The organism is Halobiforma nitratireducens JCM 10879, assembly GCF_000337895.1.
Lineage (GTDB): Archaea > Halobacteriota > Halobacteria > Halobacteriales > Natrialbaceae > Natronobacterium > Natronobacterium nitratireducens.
Genome location: NZ_AOMA01000110.1, coordinates 1 through 2,327 on the forward strand (window position 1 = coordinate 1; position 2,327 = coordinate 2,327).

Consider the following 2,327-nt stretch of genomic DNA (forward strand, 5'->3'; position numbering starts at 1 on the left):
GTCACACTATCCACCGGATTTCTCTGACTGGTAGTCACAACGATATCTAGTCAGACGGCGCTACACTCTGCTAAACTAGAACGGATGGTCCATGAACAGCGAATGCCCTGACGGGCGTCGCTGTCCACTCTTGCTCCCAACATTCATCAAATCCCGCCGCGTGGCACTCGCTGAGCAGGTCTGCGAGCATTGTCCCGATAAAGTTCATGACCTGCTCACTTCCCAAACTGGCCTCACTAGACACTGTCCGGTGTGATCACTTACCAACTCCGCGAGGACATTCCCAAGAAGGTCGTCAGCGACCGCTGTGACGTGTCCTCGGATGTCCTCGAGCGCCACTATGACCGACGAACTGACCGCGAAAAGATGGAACAGCGACGCGACTTCATCGAAGACCTCTAACCAACATCAGGAACATGATATTTCCACGCGAAATTGCACACATTCGACTCTCGGTAGTTGTGGGAATAGCCCTAAAGTGCCGAAAACAGCACGTAGGAACTCTGAAACGTCAGAATCGCGATGGACTCGCCGGGATTTGAACCCGGGGCCTCTCCCATGCCAAGGGAGTGATCTACCTCTGATCTACGAGCCCGCCTTCGCAACACCCACTTTCACGCACTCGAGTATAAACCCCACGAATTCACCCGGCCCCGTGCGGGAATAACAGTCACAGATGGCGGGCTCGGAAACGACGGGACGGAGGGAATCGCCTCGGGAGTGGTCCGTCCCTGAGTCGAGGGTAGCTTGTCCCGTCCCGTCCCGTTCAGGTCCAGCCCGATCATCCAACGCTCGAGTTCCCCGGGTCGTTACGCAACCCTTTAGTCGGTGCTCACGATACGTCCGGTGGGAAGCGCACGGCCGCAAATCCGACTGTGCCGTCCACTCTTTCGGACGGCTTGGGATTGCGGAAGTGCACCGACAGTCCGGGAGTACCCGGTCTGTCGCACGTCTCGAGCGGTCAGTGCGGTTCCTATCCTCGAACAATGGCACGAATGCACACCCGCCGTCGCGGCTCGTCCGGTTCGGACAAGCCGGCGGCAGACGAACCCCCGGAGTGGAGCGACGTCGACCCCGAGCAGATCGAACAGCGGGTCGTCGAACTAGCAGAGCAGGGCCACGATCCCAGCCAGATCGGGATCAAGCTGCGTGACGAAGGCGTCACCGGCACCCCCATCCCGGACGTCAAGCTGGCGACCGGAAAGAAAATCTCCGAGATCCTCGAGGAGAACGACGCCGAACCCGAGATTCCCGAGGATCTGCGTAACCTGATGGAGCGTGCGGTGCGCCTGCGCGAGCACGTCCAGCAGAACCCACAGGACCACCAGAACAAACGCGCCCTGCAGAACACGGAGTCGAAGGTTCGCCGTCTCGTCGACTACTACCGTGGCGACGAGCTCGAGCCGGACTTCACGTACTCCTACGAGCAGGCCAAAGAGCTGCTCGAGGAGTAGATCGGTCTCAGTCGGGTCCACATCGACACCGACGCTGACGCCGACACCGCACCCACGCTCCACGTATGTCCACTGACGGTCGTTCCACCGACGCGACGAACGCCGATCCCGGTCTCGAGAGCGCCGCCTTCGTCCGGCTCGTGACGCGAGCCGACGGCGACGCGCTGGCTGCGAGTGGCATCCTCGCGCAAGCGCTCACACAGCGGGACACGCCGTTCCAGGTAACGGTCGGTCGGACGGTCACGGAGCGGACGCGCCGCGCCGAAGCGGCCGAAGCCGACCGTGGCGACGGAGACCTGACGCTTGTCGTCGGGGCCGTCGACGCCGATCTGCCGCGACTCGACGCGGACGATCGGCCTGCGACGCTGTCGGCCGTCGACCGCGTCCGCGCCCTCGGTGGAACGCCCGACCCGGTACTCGCGCTCGCCGGACTCGTCGCGGCCGGCGTCGAACCCGGCGCTGGTGAGAGCGAACGCATCCTCGAGGCCGCGCGGGAACGCGATCTCGTCGACCGGCGACCCGGGGTCGCAGTGCCGACCTCCGATCCGGCAGTAGGAATCGCTCACTCGACGCGCCTGCACGGCCCGTGGTCCGGTGACCCGGACGCAGTTCGTGAGACGTTGGCCGAGGCGGGCGTGCCGGTCGAGCCCGGAGCGACCGACCTCGCGGAAGACGACCGACGGACGATCGCCTCCGTCGTCGCCCTCGACGCGGTCGGGGACGACGCGGCGTCGGAGGGGGCCGCCGCCGCGATTCGCGACGGGCTCTTCCCGTACGCGACGCCCGGGGACGCGCCGTTTGCCACCGTCGGTGGCGTCGCCGACGTACTCGAGGCGACGGCGCGACTCGAGCCGGGAACCGGCGCTGCGCTCG

1 protein-coding gene, 1 tRNA gene and 3 pseudogenes are annotated in these 2,327 nt (G+C 64.5%); 3 read left to right on the plus strand and 2 right to left on the minus strand.

What is annotated here, in order from left to right:
- Positions 1–94 precede the first annotated feature (94 nt).
- A pseudogene (locus C446_RS18765) lies at positions 95–190 on the minus strand (IS6 family transposase); the annotation flags it as partial.
- Between the two features lie 59 nt (positions 191–249).
- Here C446_RS18765 and C446_RS18075 point away from each other — a divergent pair.
- A pseudogene (locus C446_RS18075) lies at positions 250–402 on the plus strand (site-specific integrase); the annotation flags it as partial.
- 121 nt (positions 403–523) lie between these two features.
- Here C446_RS18075 and C446_RS10745 read toward each other — a convergent pair.
- Positions 524–595: transfer RNA gene (locus tag C446_RS10745), tRNA-Ala, on the minus strand.
- Positions 596–986: 391 nt separating this feature from the next.
- Between C446_RS10745 and C446_RS10750 the strand changes: the two genes are divergently transcribed.
- On the plus strand, positions 987–1,454 hold the full coding sequence (locus tag C446_RS10750; protein ID WP_006673123.1) for a 30S ribosomal protein S15: 468 nt from the start codon (positions 987–989) through the stop codon (positions 1,452–1,454).
- A gap of 65 nt (positions 1,455–1,519) precedes the next feature.
- A pseudogene (locus C446_RS10755) lies at positions 1,520–2,327 on the plus strand (exonuclease); the annotation flags it as partial.